Source organism: Chloroflexus sp. (assembly GCF_049970315.1).
Classification (GTDB): domain Bacteria; phylum Chloroflexota; class Chloroflexia; order Chloroflexales; family Chloroflexaceae; genus Chloroflexus.
The window spans coordinates 1-19869 of record NZ_JBMFNE010000036.1 but is presented as its reverse complement, the minus strand read 5'-3'; the positions used below and the strand labels follow the sequence as shown (position 1 = coordinate 19869).

Here is a 19869-nt window from a genome sequence, read left to right as displayed (position 1 = left end):
CGTGTCCCCTCGCTTACAATGTACACGGATGATACGGATCAGACGGATGAACACGGATCACACCTCCGATCCGTGCCAATCCGTCGCATCAGTCCCATCCGTGTCCCCTCCGATCCGTATCCCTCCTACCCCTGACTCCGCAACGCATAGCGTATCCCATCCCGCAAGTCAGCCCGTGTCACAATCGTACTCAAATCAACCCCCAACGCAACGAGCGTTTGCGCGACATCAGGTCGAATACCGGTAAGCACCAACTGCGCCCCCAACAAACGGATCGAAACCGCACACTGCAATATCGCGTGTGCCACCTGCGTATCGATCACAGGAACACCTGTCACATCGAGCACGACAACCCGTGCACGCCGCTGTTGAACCGTTCGCAACAGCATCTCTATCAAACTCTCCACCCGCGTACTGTCAAATGCCCCGATCATCGGTGCCAACAACACCCGTTCCGCCACTTCGAGCAACGGCGTCGAGAGTTCGGCCAACAACGCTGCCTGTGCCGCAATCACCTCTTCCCTGACCGCCAACTGCCGACGCAACTCTTCGGCTTGCTTAATATCGGTAATATCGATCCGCAAACCGACAGCCCCACCATCCGCAGTCCGCCGCTCGACGATCCGAATCCAACGTCCATCGGCAAGACGCTGCTCAATCGGAGCCAACTCGGCATGCAACCGCAACCGCTCGGCCACCCACTCGTCAACCCGCCCAATTGCATCGGCGTATTGGCCGCGCTCAGCACCCAACCTAATAAATTCCGCAAAAGGTCGCCCCGGCACAATCAGATCGGCACTAATAGCGTATAACTCCCGGTAGCGTCGGTTGCACATAACGATCCGATCTTCAGTGTCAAGCAACAGAAAGCCTTCCTCTAAACTATCCAATGCCCCCAGTATCGTTTCAAGTCGCCGCTCTGCCGCCCGCTGTCCATCGAGCAACGACGTCACATCTACAAGCTGCGCGACCAATGCCGATCCACTGCGACAAATCAATACCTGAACATACTTTGATCGATCAGAGCGCAACGGCGCTCCCAACTGTAATGGCGGATCATCAGGCGTAAGTAATGCAATCCATTCACGGGCTGCTGCCACATCCGACGCTTCCCACGCCACTACCTGCGCACACGCGGTAACGAGATCGACCGGCGGTTCGGTAACATCACGCCATTCCAACCATCGCCAGTTGCATTGAACCGGACCATCATCGGGGGCATAGGCCGTCGGCAGTGGCAAATCATCAAGCAACATAGCAGCACTCTCGTGGCTTATTTGTAGTATCGGTTCCAGAATAGGCTGAAAACGCTTGCATTATACCCCAGAACACCGCCACCGCTACGATCGTAGCCCGTTATTTGTCAACCACCCATCCATGAACCACCCACTTACGTAACATGTGGTATAACAAAGTAGGTGTGCAAAAGCTTTGCAAAATTCAAACAGAGGAGTAACACCATGACTCTCAACGGCGTTCATGCCTTTGTAACCGGCGGTGGACGGGGCTTAGGCCGCGCTAGCGCACTGGCACTGGCCCGCGCCGGCGCTGCGGTCACGGTCATCGCGCGCAGTGCCGACGAAGTCACCGAAACCGCCTGGCTGATCGAAGAGAGCGGACAACAAGGATTAGGATTAACCGCCGATGTCCGTGATAGTTACCAGCTTGAACAGGCCGTCGCCCAGGCCCGTGCTCGTTTTGGTCCCATCCGCGTTCTGGTCGCAGCCGCCGGCATCGGTCTGCGCGCGCCGATCTACGAAACAAGTGAAGCGCAATGGGATGAAGTGGTCGATACGTTGCTCAAAGGCGTTTTTCTCAGCGCACGCGCCGTGATCCCACACATGGTCGAGGCAGGTGGCGGTAACATCATTATCATCGGAGCGCCACTCGAACGGATTGCTGTGCCCGGTTTTGCCGTTTACTACGCCGCTAAAGCAGGTGTCGACGGCTTAGCACGGGTGATGGCCAAGGATCTGCGCCGTTTTGGCATTAACGTCAATCTTGTTCATCCCGGCGGTTTCGCCGACACCCATCTGGTGCGCACAACTGTGCCCGAAGTACGGACTGGCTTGCTCAGCCCCGATGAGATTGGCCCAACGATTGTTGAACTCGCCGGTCTGCCACCGCGGAGCCAGACCGGCCAGACGATTGATGCCCACGCACGCAAATTGGTGTCAAATTAGTCTTTTCAATATCTTGACAAAATCTGTGCAAAGATCGAAAATATACTCATCCGAAATCTTTGAAGAGGCGTATATCTAGATAAAGAACAATCGACGCCTCTCAGAGCACAACCGGCCGCGTCGTACCCATCCGACCGGAGCCAAGGAGTACTGCCGTGAAAGCCTTCCCTCAGAATCATCACCTTGCCGACGGTGAAATTGAACCGGAAGAGACCGCTGAGGATGCCGAATTCGATGCTGAGTGGGATGGCGATGTTGAACTCGGAGCCGAGGATGAAGCACTCGTTGAGTCGCTTGAAGACCTCAGCGATGAGATCGATGTCGATATCGAGCCGGTCGAAGATTCGGTCCAGCTTTACCTACAGGAGATCGGGCAAGTTCCCCTCCTTACCGCCGAAGAGGAGGTAGAGCTGGCCCGGCAGTACCGTCGCGGCAAAGAGGCCCGTCAGCGTCTGCAAAACGAAGATTACGCAAATGACCGCGAGCGGATGCGGCTCGAAATCGAGCAGGCCCGTGGTGAAGAGGCACGTCGGCGCTTGATTCAGGCTAACTTGCGTCTTGTGGTCAGTGTGGCGAAGAAATATATCGGTAGCCCGATGGCCTTCATGGATTTAGTCCAAGAGGGTAACATCGGTCTGATGCGGGCGGTTGAGAAATTTGATTACACCAAAGGCAATCGATTTAGTACATATGCCACATGGTGGATTCGGCAGGCGGTGACGCGTGCCATCGCCGAACAAAGCCGTCTGATTCGCTTGCCCGTACACCTCAGCGAGTCGATTGTTCATTTGCGTCGTGCCATTTACCGTCTCGAACAAGAGCTTGAACGCGAACCGACCCCCGAAGAGCTAGCGCATGCGCTGAACATGAGCCTACGGAAGGTCAAGCGGTTGTTGCGCGCTTCAACCCAACCGATCTCGCTCGAACAACCGCTTAATGCCGATCAAGAGGGTCGGATGAGCGAGACCCTCGCCGACGAGGCCGCCGCTTCACCGATGGAGATAGCCGAGCAGAATATGCTGCAAGCTGAACTGAATGCGGCGCTCAACGAGCTACCCGAACGCGAACGCAAGATTTTACAGTTGCGCTACGGTTTACTCGATGGTCAGCGACGCACTCTCGAAGAGGTTGGTGCTACGTTTGGCATTACCCGCGAGCGCACACGCCAGATCGAGGCCGAAGCCCTCCGCCGCTTGCGCCATCCGAGCGTCGGCAACCGATTGTTCGGCTATCTCGAATGATACCCAAGATCGTCCACCAAGAGCACAGCCACCACCCGCCGGGTTGGCTGCGCTTTTGGATCATATCTTATTCGGCCACTACCAACGGCTCTCGCCCGTACAGTGACGTCAGATACGCCAGATGGTACGCTTGATCGAAATTGAGCTGCTCAGGCCGCATTCGCCATGCCCAGTTGCCCTCTGCCCGTCCCGGTAAATTGAGCCGTGCCCACGAGCCTAACCCCAGTACATCTTGCATCGGAATGATAGCCGTATCAGCAACCGACATCAGCGCTGCTCTGATGAAATCCCACGCAATCGTCTCATCGCGCGCACCGAGGTAGTTACGCACGTGCTGTCGTGTGTGCTCATCGAGAGTTGACCACCAACCTACGGTGGTATCGTTGTCGTGCGTACCGGTATACACGACCAGATCACGAGTATAGTTGTGCGGCAAATAATTGCTGCTGGCGTCACCGCCCCATGCAAATTGCAATACCGCCATACCAGGAAAACCAAGCTGTCGCCGCAGCAGATCAACGTCAGGTGTGATCAAGCCCAGGTCTTCGGCGATGATCGGCAACGGTCCCAACTGCGCACGTACTTCAGCAAACAACGCTTCCCCAGGGCCGGCCACCCAACGCCCCTCCATTGCCGTCGCTGCATGCGCTGGGATTTCCCAGTACGCCGCAAACCCGCGAAAATGATCGATCCGCACGATGTCAACGAGACGAAAGAGGAGACGAAACCGTTCGATCCACCAATCGTATCTGCGTTCGGCTAACACATCCCAGCGGTACAGCGGATTTCCCCAACGCTGACCCGTTGGACTAAAGTAGTCTGGTGGTACGCCGGCGACCACCGTTGGGTTGCCTTCAGCATCGAGATGAAAAATATCGGGGTTGGCCCAAACATCAGCACTGTCAAAGGCAACAAAGATAGGCAAGTCACCGATGATCTGCACACCGCGCTCGTTGGCGTAGCGACGTAACGCCGTCCAATGCGTAAAGAAAACCCACTGCAAAAACTGCTGAAAATACACGCGCTCGGCCAATTGGCGACGCGCCTCGGCCAGCGCCGCCGGTTCACGCCGGGCCAGGGCCGTATCCCAGCGGTTCCACGGCTCACCGCGGTAGGCCTCTTTCAACGCAGCAAAGAGGGTAAATGTATCGAGCCACGACGCATGCTCGGCACAAAACTCGGCAAACGCCGCCCGCTGTTCGGCATTGGCGTGCGCACGGAACCCGCCAAACGCCCACTCAAGCCGCGCCATCTTCCACGGAATGACTGCCCCGTAATCGATCCAATCGCCATACGCCCCCGGTGCATCGGTCAGGGCACGTTCGTCCAACCAACCCGCCCGGACGAGCTGCTCAAGCGCGATGAGCAGTGGATTGCCGGCTAATGCCGATAATCCGGCATACGGTGAATCGCCGTAGCTCGTCGGTCCCAACGGCATGATCTGCCAACGCCGCTGTTTTGCTACCACTAACCAATCGATAAACCGATAGGCTGCATCGCCAATATCACCAATCCCGCCCGCGCCCGGTAACGCCGCAGGATGTAGAAGAATACCGCTCACCCGCCGATTGTACATCATACCACCTCATGTCACCCACCGAATATTTCGTTGTATTCGCAATTATAACATGGGGAACCAATTATGCGTACTGAGACGGAAGGTGAATACACGTGGCAATTGCAGGGTGGAGCTTTACAAAATCCGCTTGCCTAACGCCGACAACACCAATTCGACGGCCAGCTCGGCGGTAGCATTGCGTTCATCGAGAATGGGGTTCACTTCGACGACATCGAGACTCCGTAACGCACCACATTCGGCGATCAGCTCCATTGCCAGATGCGCTTCGCGTCGCGAAATACCGCCACTCACCGGCGTACCGACACCGGGTGCGGTACGTGGATCAACAACGTCGAGGTCAAAACTGAGGTGAAAGCCATCAGGAGCAGTCGTGACGACTGTCAGCGCCTGTTCCATCACCGCCGCCATCCCGCGTCGGTCAATATCGTGCATTGTGAAGACAGAAATTGGCGAGGCACGTAGCGCTTCGCGCTCAAGCGGATCGAGATCGCGTACTGCGACCAACGCGACGTGGGCCGGATCAAACGCCGGCACGCAACCGGCCAATCCGGTCAACCGTGGATGCCCACGTCCGGTCAGCACGGCCAGCGGCATACCGTGAATATTACCGCTCGGTGTCGTATGTTCATCGTTAAAATCGGCGTGCGCGTCGATCCACAGCAACCCAAGCCGTCGTCCCCGCGCGCTACCACTGGCCGAACCAATGGTAAGACTGTGATCACCGCCGAGGATAAGCGGGGTTATGCCTTGCTGAACCACCTTAGCAACCTGATCGGCCAACCGTTCACATACCTCGGTAATCGGTTCGAGATAGCGTAACCGCACGTCGGGTGGTGGCAACGGTATGGTCTCGACCATCGGTGTTACCAGATTACCGTAATCGATTACCTGATAGCCTAACTCGGCAAGCCGGCGACTGAGACCGGCATAACGAATTGCGCTCGGCCCCATATCAACCCCGCGCCGACCAGCCCCCAGATCAAGCGGCACCCCAATAATGGCAATAGCGGCGTCAGTCTTCATGAGGCTGCCGCCTCCGCTTCCGTATCTTTATCATCGTTCGTCAGCGGCAATGTCTCCGGCGGGCCAAAGAAGACTTCGAGCACACCATTGCGAAAATAGGCTCGCCGCGCCGGTCGTTCGGCCAGCGTTGTCGGCAACAACATGTCGCGACGGAAATTACCGATCTCGATGAACAGCTCATCACCGCGCTTCGTCATTGAGACTTTGCCGATCTCAACGTGTGGCAACGGCAAACGCAAGACATATTCATCACCCTGTTTGACAATCTCTTGCGTTTTCCCAATAAAATGCACCTTCACCGGATCATCATCGCCGAATAGTTGCCGACCAACCATCGCGAGATCGTCAATGCCGGCCAGATCACGGGCATAGTATGGGCTTTCCCAGATCGGCAATGGTCGGAAGAGGTCATACACCATTTGTCGATAGCCCTGTTGGATGCGGGCCAGCTCCTTCATAAATTCGCCTTCGACCTGATCGACCGGCAATACCCGGTTGAGGACAACACCATCAACCGGATACCCAAAGAGAGCAAGATAGGTCGAAGCCCGTTGCGCCTCTTTGATCACCATCCGTTCAGGGTTAACGACCAATCGGTATGAACTGATCTGTGGATCGGTTAAGGTGGCCCGTAACGCCTCAACCCCCTTCGTTAACCGTTCGAGCTTCGCAAAGACATCGGTTGCCGGTACCAACTGCTTAACGAGTGGACGCGCGACTTTCAGCGTCGTTGGCTCCCAATCCATCACCCGTGCGGCATACCACTGAAACGTCTCCGGCATGGTCAGCAGACGTACCGTCTCGCCGGTCGGAGCTGCATCAACGATCACCACATCGAAATTACCTTCACGGGCTTGCCGTCGGATGTGGAGGAGACTGACTACCTCCTCCATACCGGGAATGATCGCTAATTCTTCAGCAGCTACCTCGTCAACACCACGTCGACGCAAGAGATTGCTCAAATAGACCCGCAATTCCCCCCAGTGCTGACGCACTTCATCAAGCACGTTAATCTCTTGTCCCCACAGTCGCTCGCCAATCTGTGTCGGGAGCGATCCGAGAGGAGTATCGAGCGCATCGGCTAAACTATGCGCGACATCAGTACTGACAACGAGCGTGCGATACCCCAATTCGGCAGCTCGTACTGCTGTCGCCGCCGAAGTCGTGGTCTTACCCACTCCGCCTTTGCCGAGATAGAGGATCAGCCGCATTGATGAATCCTTCGTCTGTTTGTCTCCGAACAGAACCGGTCACCGTTCTGTGAATCCGACGCCGCATCAATTGTATATGTTGCAGTTCGGACCGTCAATAAGCTATAGTACACTATGGTAGATCATACCGGATCAACGTCGCTACATCAAGGTGTAAGGATTATCAGTGCTTTTCGATCTGTTTCTTATTCGTCACGGACAACCGGTTCACAACCCGACCATTCCATACCATACTCCACCGGGGCCGGATTTGTCCGAACGCGGACGCGCTGAAGCACGACAAGTCGCAGCTTTTCTGGTCGATAAAGCGGTCGAACATCTCTTGGTCTCTCCATTCGCGCGCACGACACAAACCGCCGAGGTCTTGGTCGATGCTCTTGGTCTACCGGTCACCTTTACCAAGCTGGTACAAGAGCATGCCCCCGGCGAGACGTTTGAGCACGTTCGTGAGCGCGTGCGTGAGGTGTTGGCCGGGTTGGCCGATTCGCCGTACCGGCGGGTGGGAATTGTCACCCACGGCTCGCCGATCCGAGCATTTTTACTTGAACTCAGCCACGATCAGATCGATTTGCGTGGACATGTCTATGCCGGTGGTAACCCCGCACCGACCTGTGGAGTCTGGCATGTGAAGTTTGAACATCAACGTGCTTGTCAGTTTGTCTTGGCCTTCAAGCCGGTCTGAGATGGTCACCTGGTGGTCCGTTGCATTTCTCATAAGGAGGAACGAATGGACAACCTCGATACCGTGATCACAGCTTTTGCCAACCGCTTGCGCCTTGCTCACCACGTGGCCGTCCTGACCGGAGCCGGTATCTCGGCCGAGAGTGGGATTCCTACCTTTCGTGATGCGCAAACCGGCTTGTGGTCGCACTTCGATCCCGAAGAACTCGCTTCACCAGCCGGGTTTGCGCGCAATCCGACGCTTGTTTGGCGTTGGTACGCCGAACGGCGGGTCAAAGCCTGTGCTGCTCAACCGAATCCTGCCCATTATGCACTGGCCGAATTGGACAAACGCGTTCCTCGGCTTACGCTCATCACCCAGAATATCGATGGCCTTCATCAACGCGCCGGTAGCCGCAATGTGATCGAACTCCATGGCAGCCTTCACCGTGCCCGCTGTATGGCCGATGGCTCGCTGCATACGACTTGGGATTACGATGAGGAACTACCCCATTGCCCGGACTGCGGTGCATTGCTCCGCCCCGATGTGGTCTGGTTCGGCGAGATGCTACCGCAGACGGCATTGGAGACGGCATGGTCTGCAACCCTTGATTGCGATGTATTTATGTCAATTGGAACGTCGGGTGTCGTCGAGCCGGCTGCTTCCCTCCCGCGCATCGCTCTCAGTCGTAATGCGACGGTGCTAATTCTGAACCTCGAACAGCAAACGGCTGCTCGGCCACCATTGTTTACCATCAACGGCAAGGCCGGTGAGATCTTGCCGCGCATCGTGAAGATGGCATTTCCGGTATAACCGTTGTGCTCAATCACGAGGCGGGTTCACGCTCGATGAACCCGCCTCTGTACCGATTATACCTCTTCGGTATAGTTTCTATGCGGATTTTGTCAACTATTCCTGCATTGCTGCCGTCGCCGCTTGCCGGAAGGCATCGACCGCCGCATCAATCACCTTCTGCGGATCAGCGCCGGCCCCAGTGACAATTGCTCGCAGTGTTTCACCGTTGCGCAACCGAGTTCGGATGGTCGCCACATCCAACCCAGTCTGATCGGCAGTCGCTTGAATCAGCCAACCTAATGTGCTCCGCTGCGATACCTTCGCCGCGTGTGCGCCGAGTTGCGAACCTAACGTCGTATCGTTTACCAACGCTGTCGCCCGATCACGGATCGTCGCCAGCATTTGATCGGCTTGGGTTTGCGTTAGCCGACCATTGCTGACCGCTTGATCAAGCCGGCTTTTCGCCGTATCAACTACCGCTTGCACGAGCGCATCACCACTACTCCCATTGGCTGCAGCAATCTGCGCCAAACTACGCCCGTTTTGCAACTCAGCCTGAATGGTCGCTTTATCAACGCCGGTGAGGTTGCTCAACGCCCGGATAAGCTGACCAACACTGACCCACATTCCACGCCAGCCACCGCCACGTCCGTAGCTCGTCTCACCAACGGTCGGTACGACAGAGGTTTGCGCTGCACGCACCGGTATCGGTTGATTCCAGAGCAGGATCAGGGCCAATACAGCACCTGCCAAACTGCCGAGTAATGCTCGTTTCATCCTACCTCCTCCATTTGTTTGCTGGTTTGATGACGATCACCCTCACGAATACGGGTGATGACACGTTATACCGTAGCCAACCATTGTGAAGAGATGATGAATTGACAATGAGCAGTTTATGGAGATAAGCCAACTCGCAATAACGTAGTACTTGCAACAAAATGCTGCCGACAGCGTCGTATAGGTAGGAGTCGAACGGAGTGACACGAGGAGAAAAACGATGACAACCAATCGCTTAACGCGCAGCGCTACCGACCGCATGCTTGGCGGTGTGTGTGGCGGTCTTGCCCGCTACTTCGGGATTGATAGCACCATCGTCCGCCTGATTTTCGTGCTGGCCGTGTTGAGTGGGCTTAGCCCGCTTATCTATCTCGTACTCTGGATTATTATGCCGCAGGAAGAACTGCCCGCTTCCCCACCTCAAGACCCCACCGGTGAGTGGAAGTATGACCCGTACACCGGGCAGAAACTCCGCTAAGCAACGTTAAGATGATTGACAAGGGCGGGATTCTCCCCCGCCCTTCGTTAATGTTGTCCAAACAGAAGGTGTATCATATCAGCGAAGCCTGCTCACCGCATGATAGTGATGGAATGATAACGTTACCGGTCACTGTTGCAAACCTGATCACTGCCGCACTTGACAGCCCAATTGATCGCGTCGAACCACTCGGCGGCAGTTTTGGCGCACAGTTAGCGCGCGTCACCATCGGCGATCAACGGTTCGCTCTCAAATGGGCTGCTGGCGGTAAACCGGCAGCGATGGTGGCAGCCGAAGCGCGTGGCTTACAGGTACTGGCTGCCACAAATACCATTCGCGTTCCAGCAGTTGTCTTCACCTGTGAAGCGACGATCACGCAACCGGCCATTGTGCTCAGTGAGTGGATTGATAGCGATGGACGCGCTCCCGATCCGGTTCGGCTCGGCGAGCAGCTTGCCGCACTGCACCGCTGTACGGCGCCGGCGTATGGCCTTGATCACGACAACTTTATCGGTGGCACGCCGCAACACAATGGCTGGATGCAAGATTGGATCACCTTCTTCCGGGAACGACGCCTCTGGCCGCAGATCGAGCTGGCAGAGCGTCAGCGACTACTTCCAGCGCACCGCAGACAAGCCCTCGAGCGGGTCGTTAGTCGACTAGAAAAGTGGCTTGGCGGCGTGCCGCGTTGCCCTTCGCTCATCCACGGCGATTTGTGGAGCGGTAATGTCATCGCCGCTGCTCGCGGTACACCGGTGCTGATCGACCCGGCTATCTCGTACAGCGACCGCGAGGCCGAATTAGCATTTACCGAGCTGTTCGGTGGCTTCTCATCACGTTTTTACGCGGCGTATCAGGCTGCTTGGCCGCTAGAGCCTGGCTACACCGAACGGCGTGACTTGTATAATCTGTATCACTTGCTCAACCATCTTAACCTGTTCGGTGAAGGATACGGTGCACAAGTTGATGCTATTGCCCGGCGGTATGGGTAGAAAAACCGGTGATCTCTTTCATCACCAAGATGTAAAAAGCGGGGGTGAACGAGTCGTTCCCCCACCACCTAGTGATATGTATACGAAATATAGCCCGCAACAAAAATCATGTACCGTTAGCTAACGTGATCGTTCGTGCGCTTGCTTGCGCTCCTGCTCACGCTTATAGGTATTGATACCAAACGGCCAATACAAGGGGCACACGGCAAACGCCGCAGTGGCAAACATGATCAATGCGAGAAAACCGGTAATGATCTGCAACCAAAAGATCTGACCGAATAGCGATATGAGGCCGAATGTCATTGTCAACACCAGCCGGATGTCACGATCAAGCGTGCCAACATTACGGGTAAACATGGCGATCATCCTTTCCGTTAGACCTTTCTCGTGCATAGCATAACAATCACTCTCCACCCTGTCGGTAAAGATTTTGCTACGAAGTGTAACATTTGCTTATCGCAATTGTGAGGCACTGTCCCGTTTCCACCCGATCAAAGCGCATTGATTCTTATGCTACAATAAAGCTGTTTCGCCGAACTTATGCTGTGGGGAGCTATGAAGGACGAAACTACTGAAATACCAGCCGATCAAAACGATCCATTCGGCCTTTCCGCTGTGCGAGATTTACTTCAGATGCTCGAACAGAGCGATGTCTACGAGATCACCATAGAACGTGGCAACTCTAAGCTGCACGTGAAACGTGGCCAGCCGACTGGGATGATCTATTCCGCACCAATGAACCAGCCCGTACCTGCACCCATTGCCACACCCCTACCGACTGCGCCCGTCACCCCATTCGTGCAACCACCGCCTGCCCCAGAAGGGCCACCGGTTGAAATGCCTGCCGGCCATACCATCACGGCGCCAATGGTCGGTACGTTCTACGCAGCCCCATCGCCAAAGGATAAGCCGTTTGTCCAAGAAGGTGATGAGGTGCGTGTTGGTGATACCGTGGGTATCATCGAAGCGATGAAAATGATGAACGAAATTGAGAGCGATGTCGCCGGACGGGTGGCTCGTATCTTGGTCAAGAATGGTCAACCGGTTGAGTACGGTCAACCGTTGATGGTAATCGAACCGCTTTGATGCATGTATTAACCGTTTCCGATTTAAACAGTGCCCTCCGCGCTCATCTTGAGGGCGAGGGCTTGTTTTTCGACCTTTGGTTGCTCGCCGAAGTAGTCGAGTTCCGACGGTATCCGTCGGGTCACTGCTACTTCACGCTCAAGGACGAGCAAGCGAGCATCCGAGCCGTCCTTTGGCGGAGTGCTGCCGAACGTATCGCAACCCTACCGATGAACGGCGATGCTGTATTGGTGCATGGGCGGGTTGGTTTCTATGAGGCACGCGGTGAGCTACAGTTTGTTGTCGATCAGATTGTACCGGCCGGTGTAGGGCTGCTCAATGCGCAACTCGCCCAACTACGCGCTCGCCTCGAAGCTGAAGGCTTGTTCGATGAACGCCGCAAACGCCCGTTGCCGCCCCTGCCACGCCGAATCGGCATTGTCACCTCACCGCAAGCGGCTGCCTTGCAAGACATGCTAACCATTTTACGCCGTCGTTACCCGCTTGCGGAAGTATTGTTGTCCCCCTGTCTTGTACAGGGCGAATTAGCTCCGGCCAGTATCGTTGCTGCCCTCCGCCGCGTCTACACCGAAGCCGTCGATCTGGTGATCTTAGCCCGTGGTGGTGGCGCAAGTGAGGATTTGGCAGCTTTTAACGATGAACAGGTTGTACGAACGGTTGCAGCTAGCCCCGTTCCGATTATTACCGGCGTTGGTCACGAAACCGATACGACGTTAGTTGACGCCGTGGCCGATCTGCGTGCACCTACTCCCTCTGCCGCCGCCGAAATGGCCGCACCACCGCTGACCGAACTGCGTCAGCGTGTGCTTGAATTACACGAACGTGCAACCGTCGCTATTATCGAACGTCTGCATCGGCAACGTCAGATTGTTGCTCAACAGCATGCTCTTCTCCAACGAAACCATCCACGCCGAACGATCGAGGCTGCACGCCAAACCATTGATGATCTATCACGCCAAGCCGGACGAACGTTCGGAAGATGGCTACAACTCGAACAAACACGCCTGCAAGGCCTACAAGCTCGCCTTGCGACACTTAGCCCACAGGCAACGCTTGCCCGTGGGTATGCCATCGCCCAACAGGTTGATGGTCACGTGGTGACCGACCCGGCGCAAGTACAGGCCGGTGAAGCACTCACTCTCACCGTCCGCGCCGGCATCGTGCGCGTTATTGTGGAGCACACCGATGAGTGAACAAACTGCCGTCGAACAGTATGAAACATTACTTGCCGAACTTCAGACGGTTGTCGAGCGACTCGAGCAAGGTGAGTTGTCCCTCGCGGAAGCCTTGCGTTTATATGAACGCGGTGCCGAACTTGCCGCTGCTTGCCAGCAACTACTCGATGCTGCCGAGTTGCGGGTACGTCAGCTTGAAGGTGTTGGATAGGGTATAAGCAACTATGAGCTTAACGGCTGCTGAAAAGGTCTATCGCTATTCTTGGCGCCAACGCTGGTGGCTTTCGGCAGTCGGCTGGGTGTTCGTTGTGATAAGCCTGTACGGAGCCGGTTTCCAACTGCTCCGTGGTCTCATGTTCACACCTTTCGCTGCATGGCTGCGTAGTACCCCATGGCTGCGTCCACTTTACCAGTGGCTTTCGCCCGCGCCGCGCGATTTGAACGTTTGGCTCTCAGAGGCATTAGTGGTTCTGTTGTGGGCAGCGGTTGGGCTATGCGTCGCGTTGATCCTCTTCAATACGTTGCCCACTATTCGGGTGAGCAGTCGCGGCCTCCTGATTGAATTTGCCGGTGGTTGGCTACCGGTTGCGTGGCAAGATTTGGATGAGATTCACGTGACCGGCGACGAGGCTGGGCTGCGCTTCGTACTCCTAGTGATTCCGGCCAAGACGGCAAAACGGCTTACCGATTGGCATCGGTTGTATGGGTTGCTCTACGGCACCACCATCCGACCGTCCTTCCTCATTACATCAACGATTGATGACTTCGACCAGTTGCTCAATACCATCTTGCAAGAGAATAGTCGCGCAATCCGTGCGTTTGAAGGACATCAACCGGTTGTCGTGAATGAGCAACGTCGTTCACCATTATTTAGCCTCTTCCTGCGGGGCAAACCTGCCGAGATATTGCCGGACGTTGATCTTCCACCCACTACCACTCTAGATGTTACCACCTCCTTGTCCGCCTGGTCAATCGTAAGGTTGACGACGCTTGGTACGGCTTGCTTGACATTGATCGCCGGTCTTGTTCATTATCGGAGCTACTGGGATCGTGCGCTGACCCTGCTCTTTCCCGACTTGCGCAGTCAATCCGCTTTCTTGTGGGTAAGCCAAATCCCTATCTACAACAAGATATTTAGTGCCTACCAGGGGGTTAGCGTCCCCTTGCTCGGTATTGCTGGCCGATCTGACTTGCCGGCGCCGATCTGGCTCCTGATCGCAGCGCATCTTATGTTGGCATCGGTCATAATAGCTATCATTGCGTTGGTTGTTGCGCTACCGGTTGCCGCAACCGCCGGTCAACAGACCCTGACCATCCGCTTTGCACCACGACCGTTGCCATTTACGCGGTCAATCCCGTGGAGCCACATCAGTGCGTTCTCCGTGATTGATCTGGGGTTTGGCTATACTCTGGCATTTGTTCAATCGCCGCGATTACCCTGGCTTTGTCATCTTTGCGGTTTGCTGGTGACCGGACGGTGGACGGCGGGAACCGTGTTCGTCGGTACGATGCGACAATGGCCACAGTTCATCGAGCAATGCGCCGAACGGCTGAGCCACCTACCGCCAATCGATGAGAAACCACGTTTTCGACCGTCTGCATTCATGCCAAATGTGCAGTTGATCGGCCAACCGGTAGCGACCATTCGTACTCTCCGCGTTGATCTAGTGATAGCGAGCAATTCCTCGGCGGAACATTTGTGGGTAGCAGGGAAGACTATGGCGTTGGTAGCGCTACCCGTCGGCTTGTTCTTAACCGTTCCCACCCTGCTTCACGGCGATTGGTGGCCGAGTAGCAACGCCTTGTTTGGTGGCATTGGATTCTGGATGGCCGGCTTACTCGAATGGCCGCTCGTTGGGCTTATTGCGATGATTATGTACGGTACATCTGGTACTGATCAAGAGCAGGTATTCGCTCTGTACCCACGAATCCAGATGCCACGACTCTTGCCAATGCTGCTCACGCTGGTCAGTTTGCTGATCAACGTACCATGGCTTGCCGCCCTGTTCTGGTTGTTCGCCCTTGTGATTGCGTATTGGGTCACAGCCGCACTCTGGGTTGAGGTATATGAATGGGAAGGTGTGCAGGCTATCACCGGTGGTTTGTTGCCTGTTGTATGGCAATTGATAATTATGCTAGGATTCTGGCTAGTGCGCTAACCTAATTGTATCCGAGAGAGGTTATGTACAATGGATCGCACGTGCATTACTACCGACGCAGCTCCGGCAGCTATCGGTCCGTACTCGCAAGCTATTCGAGCAGGTCATTTGATCTTCGTCTCCGGACAATTACCGATTAATCCGGCCACCAACGAACTCATAACTGATGACATTGGCGCAATGACTCGCCAAATTTTTGCCAATATTGCCGCTATTTTGCAAGCTGCCGGTAGTTCACTTGATCGGATTGTGAAGACGACCGTCTTTCTCGCCGATCTGAACGATTTTGCCGCCATGAATGCAGCTTACGCCGAACATTTCGGCAATGAACCACCGGCACGCTCGACGGTGCAAGTCGCTCGCTTACCACGCGATGCCCGGATCGAAATCGAAGTAATTGCACTGGCGTAAGTCTGGTGTTCGCAGCGGTACATTGCCCAACCACAACGGGGTACGATAGTCGTACCCCTCTCATTCCGTTTCACGTCGATACATCGATGTAGTCACCCTCACCCTTGGGTGACTATAATCGCTGTTTGTCAACAATAGCGTATCTTTTGCCATTGTCGCACGGTTTATAAAGTAGAGCAGTACAGATAAGGCAGGTTTACTATGCGACAATGGCTACATACAATTATCGCGTTTGGTGGTATCCTGGCATTCATCGCATGGCTCCAACGACCTGATGGTCAACTTCACGTCATGCTGTTACCGATCAGAGGCGATGCTCTTCTGATCCGCGCACCCGACGGCTCGTTTACACTTATCGACGGTGGACGCGATCCGACCGAGGTAGCGGTTGAGGTAGGCCGCTACCTCCCCTTCTGGCAACGTCGGTTGGCGGCTATTGTGTTGACCCGTACTGATGAAGAACATCTGCCCGGTCAGTTAGGGATATTACGGCGTTACCGCCCAGATGTAGCTTTCACCCCTACTATCGTTGAGGGTGAATGGCGAGAACTGTTGACCGAACTGGTTACACCGATTCGCCGCTTACGTCCCGGACAACAGTTCAACCTGGGCGGAGTCCGCTTGCAGGTATTAGCAGTTAATGATGGCAAAGAGGGCGGTGCCGTCTTGCTGATCACCCATCGCGCGGTACGTATTTTGATCCATACCGGTGGAAGTACCGGCGATCCAGCCCTGACAGCACTTACCGACCAACCAATTGACCTGCTAGTGTATCCGTGGCAACGGTCGATTACCGTACCGGAACTGACCCGATTGCACTTACGGGCCGTTGCGTTTAGCACCGGCTATGAGGCCGACCAACCGGCTCTCCATAGCTTCACCGAACGACGCCAGCTTGCACCCTATCTTTATCATCCGAACATCGACGGCGTGATTCATCTTATCAGTGATGGCCGCCGGGCAACGATTACGACCCAACCGCCATGAACAATCGCCTGATCCTTGTATTCCTCATTATTGGTGCCGCGCTTACGTTACTCGGTGCGGGAACCTGGCTTTGGCGACGCTATTACCACGACGATCCGACCAATACTACTCGCCGCATCTTCAAAAATAGCGCAGTTACCTTTGGCCTACGTCTCTTTGTCCGTGGGTTAGATACGGTCATCCTATTTTTGCTGGTTGGCGCACTTGATCCGGCAGCACTCGGCGCTTACAACACCGCTGCCCTGCTCGTGGCCCAATACCTTGCCACCTTCACCGAGTTTGGTCTTGGCGTATGGCTCACGCGCGAAGTTGCCCGTAGTCCGGCTGTAGCCCGCCAACTGTTTGGGGTAACCCTTGCCTTGCGTTTATGCCTCATCGTGGCTGCTGCCGCACCGATAGCATGGCTCGTCATCGGTATCTACAACGGCCTTGGTGCGCTTGGCTTGAGCGAACCGCTCACTGCTGAGGGCCGATGGGCGATCTGGATTTTGCTGTTTACCCTTATCCCCAGTGCTTACAGTGGCGCGGTGACGGCGCTCTACAACGCAACGGAACGAATGGAAGTACCGGCAGCCGTTGAGGTGTTGACGGCACTGCTCAGCTTTCTCGCCCGTATCGCTGTGCTTGCACTTGGGTGGGGCGTCATTGGACTCGCGTGGGCAGCGGTCTTGGTTAGTTCGATCACGGCTTTGATCTTTCTTGGATTGCAAATCCGTACCTTTTTCGCACCGACCCTGAGCTTTGATGGTCCTACGATCCGTAAGCTCATCCCGCAGGCGCTGCCGCTCATGCTAAATAATCTGCTCAGTGTCATCTTCTTTCGGTTTGACCTTTTCATTGTTCGTGCTTTCGGCGGTAGCAACGCCGATCTACTGGTACAGCAATATGTCTTGCCTTACCAACTCCTCAACATCGCGCTCGTGCTACCACCGGCAATAACCTTCGCCGTCTTTCCACTCTTTGCACGACGCGCCGGCGGTGCGCGCAGCGAGCTGTTCAGCGCCCAACAGCGCACACTGCGTCTGTTACTGTTGATTGCCTTCCCATTGGCAATGAGTATGACACTGTTGGCTGACGATCTCGTCTGGATCTTCACCCGTCGCCGCTTCGCCGAGTATCTGCCGTCGGTTACCGTGCTCGCCGTGTTGGCATGGTTTTTGCCACTCTCCTTTACTAACGGCTTGTTACAGTATGTGTTAATTGCTATCGAACGCCAAACCGCCATTACCCGCGCTTTTGTTATTGGTGCGATCTTCAACCTGACTGCCAATCTCATCGCGATTCCGCTTGCTATCCGGTTAGGCCGCCCCGAAGGCGCGCTCCTGGCGGCAGCGCTGATCACTATCTTGTCGGAAGTTGTACTTTACGCCGTCTTCCGTCCCGTCTTACACCAAGAGGGATTGCAACCGAGCCTCTTACCCCTAATGTGGCAACCGGCATTGGCAAGTCTCGCAATGGCCGGTGTCATGCTTCCAGCGCTCCTCTGGCTACCGGGATGGATCGGTAGTCTGTGTGCACTTCTGATCGGACCGCCGGTGTACGGCACTGCGTTATGGCTCACCGGAGCCATCGGCACGGAAGAGGTCGCACTGGCGCGGCGGATTGTAGGACGAACATCGTAACAGACGAACGGATTTGTATCGGCGCGACGCGGTGCGTCGCCCCGACATCGTCATCATCCACAATCCAAACGATTCCACGCACGGGATTGGGCATGACCACAAAATACCCCCGCACCGGACGGATGTGCGTATGGGTGACGCGGTGCGTCGCCCCGACATCGTCATCATCCACAATCCAAACGATTCCACGCACGGGATTGGGCATGACCACGCATTCATCATCGTACAACCGCACCGGACGGATTGATGTAGGGCACGGCATGCCGTGCCCCTATTATTGTAATATTTTCACAAAGTATATCACTAAACCAAAAATTAACTTAAACCTACATTTCTTCTTTTTAAAGAACCTATTCTTATCTTCTTTTAACTTAGGCGTAATGTTATTATCAGAAGGATTTAGGAACTTTTCTATTCTCTACATCGTATTTTACATGTGAGTAGTAGACACAAAGGAGAAACCCATGAACCGTCTACATATGCTTTGGAGTGCGATCGGTTTGGTGATGGTGTTGATCGTGGGCGCAACCCCACTTACCGCCGCACCCTTCTTCGGTCGCACCACGTTTGCCGACCCTCGCTTTGAAACCATCTGGACCCGCACCGACAGCGAGGCAGTACGCGGTGGGCGCACATGGTATTGGGGGCCGGGACCATGGTTCGATTACGGTGAGTTTTACCGACAAAGCCCGAATGGCGCGCGTATTGTACAGTATTTTGACAAGGCGCGCATGGAGATTAACAACCCGGCTGACGGTACCGTTACCAACGGCCTACTGGTAAAAGAATTGATCAGTGGACGAATGCAGTTCGGCGACGACCCGTATGATGTCACGTATCTCGAAGGATCGGACGTACCGGTTGCCGGTAATCCTCGTGCAGCCAACACCATCGCTCCAGGCTACCGCGACTTTGCCGGTGTAGCGACCATTGACAATGGCTATCGTGATCCGTCGCGTCTGAATCAACGGGTGAATATAGCGATTGCCCGTAGTGGCAATTTGAGCGTGCGCGACGACTTAGCCCGCCCTGAAACAACCATCGTCCAGTATAACAGCGTTACCGGCCATAACATTCCGAAAGTTTTTTGGGATTTTATGAATCAACGTGGACGAGTGGTTGAGAATGGGCGTGTGGTGACGGCGCCGATCGTTGATTGGCTCTTTGCAATGGGCTATCCGATCACCGATCCCTACTGGGTACGGGCCGTCGTCGGTGATACCGAACACGATGTACTGGTGCAACTCTTTGAGCGTCGTGTGCTGACCTACACTCCTGACAACCCCGCCGGCTATCAGGTTGAGATGGGCAACGTTGGGCAACACTACTTCCAATGGCGCTATCCACACCTCGGTACGCCGTGGGCCGCACCCGACCCGGTCACGCCGCTGATCTACGCCTCGAACATCGATACCGGTAGCTACTGGGAACTCTACCGTGCCAATTTTAACGGTGGTGGTCAGCGTATAACCTTCAACAATAACGAAAC

19 protein-coding genes and 1 pseudogene are annotated in these 19869 nt (G+C 55.3%); 14 read left to right on the top strand and 6 right to left on the bottom strand.

What is annotated here, in order from left to right; genetic code table 11:
* Positions 1-125: 125 nt before the first annotated feature.
* Complete coding sequence (locus ACP5OT_RS16995) at positions 126-1256, bottom strand: PAS-domain containing protein (protein WP_428132818.1); 1131 nt, start codon at positions 1254-1256, stop codon at positions 126-128.
* Positions 1257-1460: 204 nt separating this feature from the next.
* Here ACP5OT_RS16995 and ACP5OT_RS16990 point away from each other — a divergent pair, with 204 nt between their 5' ends.
* Positions 1461-2183: an SDR family NAD(P)-dependent oxidoreductase gene (locus tag ACP5OT_RS16990; RefSeq protein ID WP_428113223.1), complete on the top strand. Its 723-nt coding sequence runs from the start codon at positions 1461-1463 to the stop codon at positions 2181-2183.
* A gap of 155 nt (positions 2184-2338) precedes the next feature.
* The gene (locus ACP5OT_RS16985) at positions 2339-3424 is read left to right on the top strand and encodes a sigma-70 family RNA polymerase sigma factor (protein ID WP_424676780.1); all 1086 of its coding nucleotides are present in this window, start codon (positions 2339-2341) and stop codon (positions 3422-3424) included.
* Positions 3425-3491: 67 nt separating this feature from the next.
* On the opposite strand, the gene malQ is transcribed toward ACP5OT_RS16985, so the two are convergent.
* The 3 genes from malQ to ACP5OT_RS16970 all read right to left on the bottom strand — a co-directional run bounded on the left by malQ (position 3492) and on the right by ACP5OT_RS16970 (position 7237).
* Positions 3492-5000, bottom strand: a complete 1509-nt coding sequence (malQ, locus tag ACP5OT_RS16980; RefSeq protein ID WP_428113239.1) for a 4-alpha-glucanotransferase — start codon at positions 4998-5000, stop codon at positions 3492-3494.
* A 117-nt stretch (positions 5001-5117) separates the two neighbouring features.
* The gene (rocF, locus tag ACP5OT_RS16975; RefSeq protein ID WP_424676781.1) at positions 5118-6026 is read right to left on the bottom strand and encodes an arginase; all 909 of its coding nucleotides are present in this window, start codon (positions 6024-6026) and stop codon (positions 5118-5120) included.
* Positions 6023-7237, bottom strand: a complete 1215-nt coding sequence (locus ACP5OT_RS16970; protein WP_424676782.1) for an ArsA family ATPase — start codon at positions 7235-7237, stop codon at positions 6023-6025. Before ACP5OT_RS16970 ends, rocF begins: the two co-directional genes overlap by 4 nt.
* Before the next feature lie 166 nt (positions 7238-7403).
* Here ACP5OT_RS16970 and ACP5OT_RS16965 point away from each other — a divergent pair, with 166 nt between their 5' ends.
* Together ACP5OT_RS16965 and ACP5OT_RS16960 are read left to right on the top strand one after the other, a co-directional pair.
* Complete coding sequence (locus ACP5OT_RS16965; RefSeq protein ID WP_428113219.1) at positions 7404-7919, top strand: histidine phosphatase family protein; 516 nt, start codon at positions 7404-7406, stop codon at positions 7917-7919.
* Positions 7920-7964: 45 nt separating this feature from the next.
* Entirely contained in the window at positions 7965-8711 is a 747-nt protein-coding gene (locus tag ACP5OT_RS16960; RefSeq protein WP_428132816.1) for an SIR2 family NAD-dependent protein deacylase, read from the top strand.
* A gap of 96 nt (positions 8712-8807) precedes the next feature.
* On the opposite strand, the gene ACP5OT_RS16955 is transcribed toward ACP5OT_RS16960, so the two are convergent.
* A complete protein-coding gene (locus ACP5OT_RS16955) occupies positions 8808-9470 on the bottom strand; it encodes a hypothetical protein (protein ID WP_424676785.1) in 663 nt (220 codons plus the stop codon).
* 220 nt (positions 9471-9690) lie between these two features.
* On the opposite strand from ACP5OT_RS16955, the gene ACP5OT_RS16950 reads away from it, so the two are divergent.
* Together ACP5OT_RS16950 and ACP5OT_RS16945 are read left to right on the top strand one after the other, a co-directional pair.
* Positions 9691-9948, top strand: a complete 258-nt coding sequence (locus tag ACP5OT_RS16950; RefSeq protein ID WP_424676786.1) for a PspC domain-containing protein — start codon at positions 9691-9693, stop codon at positions 9946-9948.
* A gap of 11 nt (positions 9949-9959) precedes the next feature.
* On the top strand, positions 9960-10940 hold the full coding sequence (locus ACP5OT_RS16945) for a fructosamine kinase family protein (RefSeq protein WP_424676787.1): 981 nt from the start codon (positions 9960-9962) through the stop codon (positions 10938-10940).
* Between the two features lie 120 nt (positions 10941-11060).
* Here ACP5OT_RS16945 and ACP5OT_RS16940 read toward each other — a convergent pair whose 3' ends face one another.
* On the bottom strand, positions 11061-11297 hold the full coding sequence (locus tag ACP5OT_RS16940; RefSeq protein ID WP_424676788.1) for a YgaP family membrane protein: 237 nt from the start codon (positions 11295-11297) through the stop codon (positions 11061-11063).
* Between the two features lie 198 nt (positions 11298-11495).
* Between ACP5OT_RS16940 and accB the strand changes: the two genes are divergently transcribed.
* From accB to ACP5OT_RS16900, 8 genes and pseudogenes are all read left to right on the top strand, one after another.
* Positions 11496-12026: an acetyl-CoA carboxylase biotin carboxyl carrier protein gene (accB, locus tag ACP5OT_RS16935; RefSeq protein ID WP_424676789.1), complete on the top strand. Its 531-nt coding sequence runs from the start codon at positions 11496-11498 to the stop codon at positions 12024-12026.
* Positions 12026-13219 (top strand): exodeoxyribonuclease VII large subunit, encoded by a 1194-nt coding sequence (xseA, locus tag ACP5OT_RS16930; RefSeq protein ID WP_428132813.1) that lies wholly within the window; start codon positions 12026-12028, stop codon positions 13217-13219. Before accB ends, xseA begins: the two co-directional genes overlap by 1 nt.
* Positions 13212-13412, top strand: coding sequence for an exodeoxyribonuclease VII small subunit (xseB, locus tag ACP5OT_RS16925; RefSeq protein WP_012616201.1), 201 nt, complete (start codon positions 13212-13214; stop codon positions 13410-13412). The genes xseA and xseB overlap by 8 nt, the downstream gene beginning before the upstream one ends.
* A gap of 13 nt (positions 13413-13425) precedes the next feature.
* Positions 13426-15360, top strand: coding sequence for a hypothetical protein (locus ACP5OT_RS16920; protein ID WP_424676791.1), 1935 nt, complete (start codon positions 13426-13428; stop codon positions 15358-15360).
* A gap of 30 nt (positions 15361-15390) precedes the next feature.
* Positions 15391-15771, top strand: a complete 381-nt coding sequence (locus ACP5OT_RS16915; protein WP_287908549.1) for a RidA family protein — start codon at positions 15391-15393, stop codon at positions 15769-15771.
* A 201-nt stretch (positions 15772-15972) separates the two neighbouring features.
* Positions 15973-16758: a ComEC/Rec2 family competence protein gene (locus ACP5OT_RS16910; protein WP_424676792.1), complete on the top strand. Its 786-nt coding sequence runs from the start codon at positions 15973-15975 to the stop codon at positions 16756-16758.
* The gene (locus ACP5OT_RS16905) at positions 16755-18380 is read left to right on the top strand and encodes a flippase (protein WP_424676793.1); all 1626 of its coding nucleotides are present in this window, start codon (positions 16755-16757) and stop codon (positions 18378-18380) included. The genes ACP5OT_RS16910 and ACP5OT_RS16905 overlap by 4 nt, the downstream gene beginning before the upstream one ends.
* 464 nt (positions 18381-18844) lie before the next feature.
* Positions 18845-19869 (top strand): annotated as a pseudogene (locus ACP5OT_RS16900) (hypothetical protein); the annotation flags it as partial.

Bases quoted from the DNA above. Each gene is read 5' to 3' on its own strand.
- malQ (WP_428113239.1), bottom strand. From the start codon at position 5,000: ATGTACAATCGGCGGGTGAGCGGTATTCTTCTACATCCTGCGGCGTTA.
- ACP5OT_RS16995 (WP_428132818.1), bottom strand. From the start codon at position 1,256: ATGTTGCTTGATGATTTGCCACTGCCGACGGCCTATGCCCCCGATGAT.
- ACP5OT_RS16940 (WP_424676788.1), bottom strand. From the start codon at position 11,297: ATGTTTACCCGTAATGTTGGCACGCTTGATCGTGACATCCGGCTGGTG.
- ACP5OT_RS16955 (WP_424676785.1), bottom strand. From the start codon at position 9,470: ATGAAACGAGCATTACTCGGCAGTTTGGCAGGTGCTGTATTGGCCCTG.
- ACP5OT_RS16960 (WP_428132816.1), top strand. From the start codon at position 7,965: ATGGACAACCTCGATACCGTGATCACAGCTTTTGCCAACCGCTTGCGC.
- ACP5OT_RS16990 (WP_428113223.1), top strand. From the start codon at position 1,461: ATGACTCTCAACGGCGTTCATGCCTTTGTAACCGGCGGTGGACGGGGC.
- ACP5OT_RS16970 (WP_424676782.1), bottom strand. From the start codon at position 7,237: ATGCGGCTGATCCTCTATCTCGGCAAAGGCGGAGTGGGTAAGACCACG.
- ACP5OT_RS16905 (WP_424676793.1), top strand. From the start codon at position 16,755: ATGAACAATCGCCTGATCCTTGTATTCCTCATTATTGGTGCCGCGCTT.
- ACP5OT_RS16945 (WP_424676787.1), top strand. From the start codon at position 9,960: ATGATTGACAAGGGCGGGATTCTCCCCCGCCCTTCGTTAATGTTGTCC.
- ACP5OT_RS16910 (WP_424676792.1), top strand. From the start codon at position 15,973: ATGCGACAATGGCTACATACAATTATCGCGTTTGGTGGTATCCTGGCA.
- ACP5OT_RS16950 (WP_424676786.1), top strand. From the start codon at position 9,691: ATGACAACCAATCGCTTAACGCGCAGCGCTACCGACCGCATGCTTGGC.
- xseA (WP_428132813.1), top strand. From the start codon at position 12,026: ATGCATGTATTAACCGTTTCCGATTTAAACAGTGCCCTCCGCGCTCAT.
- accB (WP_424676789.1), top strand. From the start codon at position 11,496: ATGAAGGACGAAACTACTGAAATACCAGCCGATCAAAACGATCCATTC.
- rocF (WP_424676781.1), bottom strand. From the start codon at position 6,026: ATGAAGACTGACGCCGCTATTGCCATTATTGGGGTGCCGCTTGATCTG.
- ACP5OT_RS16915 (WP_287908549.1), top strand. From the start codon at position 15,391: ATGGATCGCACGTGCATTACTACCGACGCAGCTCCGGCAGCTATCGGT.
- xseB (WP_012616201.1), top strand. From the start codon at position 13,212: ATGAGTGAACAAACTGCCGTCGAACAGTATGAAACATTACTTGCCGAA.
- ACP5OT_RS16920 (WP_424676791.1), top strand. From the start codon at position 13,426: ATGAGCTTAACGGCTGCTGAAAAGGTCTATCGCTATTCTTGGCGCCAA.